Source organism: Nostoc sp. (assembly GCF_036919575.1).
Taxonomy (GTDB): Bacteria; Cyanobacteriota; Cyanobacteriia; order Cyanobacteriales; family Nostocaceae; genus Nostoc.
In genome coordinates this window covers 86,645-93,681 of sequence record NZ_JBALBY010000040.1, presented here as the reverse complement: position 1 = coordinate 93,681, position 7,037 = coordinate 86,645, and the positions used below count along the sequence as shown (strand labels likewise).

Sequence of the window (7,037 nt, the reverse complement as noted above, 5' to 3'; positions counted from 1 at the left end):
ACAAATGACAAATGACAAATGACAAATGACAAATGACAAATGACAAATGACAAATGACAAATGACAAATGACAAATGACAAATGACAAATGACAATTAAGAACTTGAGACAAAGCGATCGCGCCCCCCCTCCTTTGCTTGGTAGAGTGCTTTATCTGCCAGCAGAATCAAATCTGAAGCTGAGGATTCCCAAGTGGGGATAACAGTCGCAATGCCCATACTGAGGGTGAGATATTGACTCACCGCAGAACCGTGATGAACAATTTGCAAATCTTTGATTCCCGCTTGTATCGCTGCGGCAACGTGAAGTGCGCCAGATGCAGGGGTGTGTGGCATAATCACAGCAAATTCTTCGCCACCATAACGCGCTACTAAATCCTGATGTTTTTGTGCCTTAAAGCTTAAGAGAGCACCCACCTTTTGTAAACAGATATCCCCAGCAGGATGGCCATATTTATCGTTATAAAATTTAAAAAAGTCGATATCACACAAAATCATTGACAAGGGAGATTCCTCTTGTGCGAGATTAATCCACTGAGTATTGAGATAATCGTCAAAGCGGCGACGATTAGCCAACTCAGTTAAACCATCTACATTGGCAAGGTGATGCAAGGCTTGATTTGCCGCCTCTAATTGTTTGTATACTTGTGCTTGTTGTAGCAGTCGGCGCAATCGTTGGCGCAATACAGGCCAGTGAATTGGCTTAGTTACGTAATCAGTCGCCCCTGCCTCAAAAGCACGGTTTACAGATTCCTCATCGTCCAAGCATGTAATCATCAATATGGGAGTGCGCTGCCATATCTTGGAGATGACAGTATTGTTATGGGTCGAGTCAGTATCAAAGGTGGCAAGGGCTGAGATTAAATTATTCCTGGCAATCTGGAGCAAATGCTTACAGCAGGTAAAGCCATCCATCACAGGCATTACAGCATCTAGCAAAACTATATCTGGTTTGATAGTCTCGTAAGCATCTAAACATTGTTTACCATCATTGACCTCGACCACTCGATAATTTTCTTGTTCCATAGCTTTACGCAACAATACTCGGGTGGTTTTGTCATCATCAGCCACTAGAATCAGTGGTGGTTGCTTAGAAACAGAAAATGGGCTTATGCCTGACATGAGTTGCCTTCTACTTGCGGGACTATCTTGAAAAAGGCTGTGCAACTCAATCGCATGGGGGCGATCGCTCTTTTCATCAATGCCAGAATTGGCGGCAAAGGTGTATCTGGCTTCACAATCAACTGTTTTTTGACAATAGACTGCTCAATGTTAGTGAGCCAAGCAAGCGGTAGGTAACTAAGTTGCATAGAGAATCTATAATTGGAACACGAAGGCGATTGTTACCTTTTTGTTCAACTATGGTTATGAGAGGAAGTGTTACTTTTATATTTCCCCATTGTTCAAGTGAAATTGCAATTTTCAAAAAAATTGCAATTGCACACCTTAACTATTTAGTTTTGGAGTTAGTTTATAAACCTACTGAGACAGGGCAAAGCAATTGGCAAAGTGCGCTCAGAAGATAGCTAATACTAATGTCACTTGACTTAAATTTATGAATTTGAACAACTAAATCCTATAATTACTTCACAGACAGCACATAAAACCATCATCGGGAGCATCTCAGTGAAAGCAAATATACCAGATGAGAAACAAGATTCTTACTCCCTCTCCGAACCCACGGAGAGGGTTGGGGTGAGGTTTTACAAGGCTTTTTACACTCATTGAGATGCTCCCACCATCATCTTTTTGACTACACAAACAACCAAAAGTTCTTACAAAAAAAATCAAAACCTATTTACATTCACTAAATCTTTAAAATGCCAGACTCATTAATGTACCAGCAAGAACACTTTGTTGTTCTAGAACCAAATCAACCAGAACAGTTTCTGACACCATCAGAGTTATTAGAAAAGCTCAAAACAACTCTCCAACAACTCCAAATTCAAGATTTATCACCTGACTTGCAAAAGTTGGATACTGTGGAAGGTCAAGCACAATATTTACTAGACACCGGTTGCGAATTAGATATTGCTCCTGGGCAATATTTAAAATGGTATGCAGTTCGTTTAGAAAAGTAACTTTTTGGTCAGTGGTTAAGAGGAAAATGTGTTAATTAGGTGATTTGTTAAAAGTCTGTCACACAACTCAAAGCAATGGGTAGTTTACCGCACTTCAACGAAAATCGGCGGGAATCCCATCCCAACATTCTTGGGTGGGAGGAATAGCCGCCCGCCGATTTAGTCATTAGTCATTAGTCATTGGTCATTGGTACTAATGACTAATGACTAATGACTTCGATTTGCCCCCGGCTTCAAGCCGGGGGATGAGTTAACAAGCTATGTTACCACCGTAGGCATCGCCTCTAACTCTCAGATGAAAGGACACCTACTTGTCATGCTATCCAGTAAAGAAGAAGCAAAGCTCAAAAACAAAAAATTGAAATTATTAAAATATATGGAAATCTGCCACTAGTTCAATGTTATCCAGCACAATTAAACCAAGTATTCATGAATATCCTTAGTAATGGCATTGATGCTTTACTATAACTAGATAATCAGATCCAAAAGCAAATTGTGATTACAACGGAAGTAACTGAATTAGAAACAGTCATAATTAGATTTAGAGATAACGGTTCTGGAATTGATTCCGAAATCCAAAGTAAGATATTTGAGCTTTTTTTACAACTAAACCTGTCAACAAAGGAACGGGACTAGGTTTAGCAATTAGCTATCAAATTATTGAAAAACATCAAGGAAATATCCAGCTAAAATCTGAATTTGGTTATGGAACGGAATTTGCGATCGAAATTCCAATAGCATTACCAGTTACTGATTTGAGTACAATTCCTGTATAAGAAGTCAAAATCCAGAATCCAGAATTGCTTGCCTGTGTGGGATGAGTGACGCTAGTGTTAAAAGAAATCGTGCAAAGCAAAACCCTCATCCAAGAAGTCGAGTAGGAAGCTCTAATGGCAATTCCAAATAAACAAGTAAAATCTAATACTGATATTTTAGATAGTAGACGCACCCAAACTCGTATCCAAGTTCGGATTCCTAAAGATTTACATGAGGAACCAGTCATTTCACGACTGGTTTCTCACTATGGGGTAACAGTCATTATTGCTGATGCTCAGATCAGCGCAAACGTGCCACAATATAGCTGCTTCGACCTGGAACTACGAGGTACTACTTCCCAGATTGAAAGCGCCTTAACTTACCTGGATGAACTGGATTTAGAAGTTTTGCACCAATCCAGCCCTGAAGAAGATGGTTGGTAATCAATTTTCGATTTCGGATTTTGGATTTTAGATTAATAATCCAAAATCCAAAATCTAAAATCTAAAATTCACTATGCCATTTGATTTTCAATCGCCCACCGCGCTAGTTCAGTGCGGTTGTGGAGATTAGTTTTGCCCAACATATTGGACACATGGCTTTCAACCGTGCGCTGACTAACATTTAGTTCTTCAGCAATTTCCCGGTTAGCTAGACCCCTAGCGACAAACTGGACTACTTTCAGTTCGGTTGGGGTTAATTGCACATCGAAGGGAACCTGGATACGGGAACCGTTTTCGCCTCCTTTTGCTTGGTGTTCTTTCCAACGGATAGTTTGTTTCAGCGAGGATTCAACTTGCGCTACGAGTTCTTCTGGTTCAAAGGGTTTGACCATATAAACATCAGCACCTTTATTCAGACCCTTAACTCGGTCTGCACTTTGTCCCTTAGCTGAAAGGAAAAGAACCGGAATCCAGCTGGTGCGTTCGTTTTGCCGGACTTGTTCCACAAAAGTATATCCGTCCATTTCCGGCATCATCACGTCGCAGATGATCATGTCTGGAACATCTTGCTCTAAAATTTCCAGAGCTTCACGTCCATTTTCGGCGGTGATAACTTCATATCCCCGGAATTCTAAGTAATCCTTCACCAGCAAGATGAGGTTAGGGTCATCATCAATCAATAGAAGTCGTTTGTGATCTTTCATGCTGGGCTCTTTCATAGCAGTGGCACTTGTCGCGCTTCGGTCCATCAAAGTCTTGAATATTTATCCTCTATGGTGGGTTATTTCGAGATGTTGTCCTTTTTCCTACTTAACTTGCCTTTGCTGTCTCGAAGCCTCAAAAATGCCGAGCATTTTCAAGGGACTAGTAGCTCGATAGCAAAAGTCCAGCAAGGATACGTATAGCAGTAGTATCTATAATGCGCTATTATATATCGCATTGAAAGGGGCTGGGCGAAAAAACACTGATTAAATAATAATCTTTCTGACTCACAAGTAAGTATTGGCTTAAAGATGACCCTACCTCAAAAGCAACCCGCACTTTCTTCAAGCTTACTGCTATACCATATCCTTCGGTTGTTAAGCCTCTATGAGGTGTTCACAAGAAACTAGGGAAGTTTCTGGCAAAGGATGGCTTAAAAATGCATATTTTTTAACCGCCATTATGCCTATTAAGTGTTCTTGGATGATCCGCTCAATAACTCCCAGGTTTGCTTGGCCATACCAGACACCATCAGTGTAAACCACCATTATGGGTCTAGAACAACAAACGCGCAAGCAGTTGCTTTTAGTTTTAAAGACCTAAAATTCATCGAGCGGCTCCCTGATTACAGTTCTATAACAATTTTCAATGAATGGGGAGTAGGGAGTAGGGAGTGGGGAGTAGGGAGTAGGGAGTGGGGAGTTATAAGAATTCTTCCCCATTCCCCATTCCCCATTCCCCATTCCCCATTCCCCATTCCCTACTCTCTTCGTAACTTACGGAACAAAACCCGCAAGGTAGAAATAATTAAGCATTTATACTTAAGTACACCGATGATCTTCTAGTTCGGGAACCCGTACTCAAGGGATTCTTGCCATTGGATGCCACTTTTCGGTAGATTAGCACTCAGGGGTTGAGAGTGCTAAAACTCTGGAGAAAAAAATATGGCAGCTTTATCTTTAAGCGTTTCTACAGTTAAACCTTTGAGCGATCGCGTTTTCGTAAAAGTGAGCGCCTCAGAGGAAAAGACCGCAGGTGGTCTGTATTTGCCCGACACGGCCAAGGAAAAGCCCCAGGTTGGGGAAGTAGTCGCCCTTGGTCCTGGCAAGCGTAATGATGACGGTAGCCGTCAGGAATTGGAAATTAAAGTCGGCGATAAGGTGCTGTACTCTAAGTACGCTGGCACTGACATCAAACTCGGCACTGAAGAATATGTACTGCTTTCTGAAAAAGATATTTTAGCAGTCGTGATCTAGTGGGGAATAGGGAATAGGGAATAGGGAATGGGGAATGGGGAATAGGGAATGTCAAAAACAATGCCCTGTTTGGCCAATGCCCGATGCCCGATGCCCAATGCCCAATGCCCAATTCAAAAAAAAATTGACTTACTCCCGGAATTTAGACACCTATGGCAAAGCGCATTATCTACAACGAAAACGCCCGTCGCGCCCTGGAACGAGGCATTGACATCCTGGCTGAGGCTGTAGCTGTTACCCTTGGCCCCAAAGGTCGTAACGTAGTTCTAGAAAAGAAATTTGGCGCACCGCAAATTGTCAATGACGGTGTAACGATCGCCAAAGAAATCGAATTAGAAGACCACATTGAAAACACTGGTGTAGCTCTGATTCGTCAAGCTGCTTCTAAGACCAACGATGCTGCGGGCGATGGCACCACCACTGCCACCGTTTTAGCCCATGCGATCGTCAAAGAAGGCTTGCGGAACGTTGCAGCTGGTGCTAATGCGATTTCGCTGAAGCGTGGTATAGACAAAGCTACTGCCTTTTTGGTAGAAAAAATCAAAGAACACGCCCGTCCAGTAGAAGACTCCAAAGCCATTGCCCAAGTTGGTGCGATCTCGGCTGGTAATGACGAAGAAGTTGGTCAGATGATTGCCCAAGCAATGGATAAGGTGGGCAAGGAAGGCGTAATTTCCCTAGAAGAAGGGAAATCTATGTTCACAGAGTTGGAAATTACTGAAGGGATGCGCTTTGACAAAGGCTACATCTCTCCCTATTTCGCTACCGATGCTGAACGGATGGAAGCGGTTTTTGATGAGCCTTTCCTACTGCTGACCGATAAGAAAATTGCTTTGGTACAAGACCTTGTACCAGTGTTAGAGCAAGTAGCTCGTGCTGGTCGTCCTTTGGTGATTATCGCCGAAGATATCGAAAAAGAAGCTTTAGCAACCTTAGTAGTAAACCGTTTGCGCGGTGTACTCAACGTGGCTGCTGTTAAGGCTCCTGGCTTTGGCGATCGCCGCAAAGCTCTGCTAGAAGACATCGCTGTTTTGACTGGCGGTCAGCTAATCACCGAAGATGCTGGTTTGAAGCTAGATAACACCAAGCTGGATAGCCTGGGTAAAGCTCGCCGCATCACCATTACCAAGGACAGCACTACAATTGTTGCTGAAGGTAACGAAGCTGCTGTTAAGGCTCGTGTCGAACAGATTCGTCGTCAAATCGATGAAACCGAATCTTCATACGACAAAGAGAAACTGCAAGAGCGTCTTGCTAAACTCTCTGGTGGTGTCGCTGTGGTGAAAGTGGGTGCAGCGACCGAAACTGAAATGAAAGACAAGAAACTGCGCCTAGAAGACGCTATCAACGCCACTAAAGCTGCTGTGGAAGAAGGTATTGTTCCTGGCGGTGGTACAACTCTGGCTCACCTTGCTCCTGAATTGGAAGTTTGGGCGAAGAGCAATCTTAAGGATGAAGAGTTGATTGGTGCTTTGATTGTCGTTCGCGCCTTACCTGCACCTCTGAAGCGGATTGCTGAAAACGCAGGTCAGAATGGTGCTGTGATCGCTGAACGCGTGAAAGAGAAAGAATTTAATGTTGGCTACAACGCTGCGACAAACGAATTCGTCGATTTGTTTGCTGCTGGTATTGTTGACCCTGCTAAAGTGACTCGTTCTGCTCTGCAAAACGCTGCTTCCATCGCTGGTATGGTGTTGACAACCGAATGTATTATAGTTGACAAGCCGGAGCCTAAGGATGGCGCTCCTGCTGGCGCTGGCGCTGGTGGCGGCGACTTCGATTACTAATACTTTGTAGTCC

9 protein-coding genes and 1 pseudogene are annotated in these 7,037 nt (G+C 43.2%); 5 read left to right on the top strand and 5 right to left on the bottom strand.

Annotated elements, in window-relative coordinates; all coding sequences use genetic code 11:
• Window positions 1–95: 95 nt before the first annotated feature.
• Window positions 96–1,121 (bottom strand): PleD family two-component system response regulator, encoded by a 1,026-nt coding sequence (locus tag V7K27_RS12470; protein WP_334947539.1) that lies wholly within the window; start codon window positions 1,119–1,121, stop codon window positions 96–98.
• A complete protein-coding gene (locus V7K27_RS12465) occupies window positions 1,109–1,309 on the bottom strand; it encodes a hypothetical protein (protein WP_334947537.1) in 201 nt (66 codons plus the stop codon). Before V7K27_RS12465 ends, V7K27_RS12470 begins: the two co-directional genes overlap by 13 nt.
• Before the next feature lie 510 nt (window positions 1,310–1,819).
• On the opposite strand from V7K27_RS12465, the gene V7K27_RS12460 reads away from it, so the two are divergent.
• The 3 genes and pseudogenes from V7K27_RS12460 to V7K27_RS12445 all read left to right on the top strand — a co-directional run bounded on the left by V7K27_RS12460 (window position 1,820) and on the right by V7K27_RS12445 (window position 3,279).
• The gene (locus V7K27_RS12460; protein WP_334947535.1) at window positions 1,820–2,080 is read left to right on the top strand and encodes a chlororespiratory reduction protein 7; all 261 of its coding nucleotides are present in this window, start codon (window positions 1,820–1,822) and stop codon (window positions 2,078–2,080) included.
• A 495-nt stretch (window positions 2,081–2,575) separates the two neighbouring features.
• Window positions 2,576–2,856, top strand: a pseudogene (locus V7K27_RS36470) (ATP-binding protein).
• Between the two features lie 114 nt (window positions 2,857–2,970).
• On the top strand, window positions 2,971–3,279 hold the full coding sequence (locus tag V7K27_RS12445) for an NIL domain-containing protein (RefSeq protein ID WP_334947531.1): 309 nt from the start codon (window positions 2,971–2,973) through the stop codon (window positions 3,277–3,279).
• A 71-nt stretch (window positions 3,280–3,350) separates the two neighbouring features.
• Here the strand turns inward: V7K27_RS12445 and V7K27_RS12440 are convergent, their stop codons facing one another.
• From V7K27_RS12440 to V7K27_RS12430, 3 genes are all read right to left on the bottom strand, one after another.
• On the bottom strand, window positions 3,351–4,028 hold the full coding sequence (locus V7K27_RS12440) for a response regulator transcription factor (protein WP_012407592.1): 678 nt from the start codon (window positions 4,026–4,028) through the stop codon (window positions 3,351–3,353).
• Between the two features lie 330 nt (window positions 4,029–4,358).
• Window positions 4,359–4,529 (bottom strand): hypothetical protein, encoded by a 171-nt coding sequence (locus tag V7K27_RS12435; protein ID WP_334947529.1) that lies wholly within the window; start codon window positions 4,527–4,529, stop codon window positions 4,359–4,361.
• A gap of 77 nt (window positions 4,530–4,606) precedes the next feature.
• Complete coding sequence (locus tag V7K27_RS12430; protein WP_334947528.1) at window positions 4,607–4,738, bottom strand: hypothetical protein; 132 nt, start codon at window positions 4,736–4,738, stop codon at window positions 4,607–4,609.
• 187 nt (window positions 4,739–4,925) lie between these two features.
• Here V7K27_RS12430 and groES point away from each other — a divergent pair, with 187 nt between their 5' ends.
• Both groES and groL read left to right on the top strand, forming a co-directional pair.
• Window positions 4,926–5,237 (top strand): co-chaperone GroES, encoded by a 312-nt coding sequence (gene groES, locus V7K27_RS12425; RefSeq protein WP_292766180.1) that lies wholly within the window; start codon window positions 4,926–4,928, stop codon window positions 5,235–5,237.
• 152 nt (window positions 5,238–5,389) lie between these two features.
• Window positions 5,390–7,024, top strand: coding sequence for a chaperonin GroEL (groL, locus tag V7K27_RS12420; protein ID WP_334947526.1), 1,635 nt, complete (start codon window positions 5,390–5,392; stop codon window positions 7,022–7,024).
• Window positions 7,025–7,037: the final 13 nt, after the last annotated feature.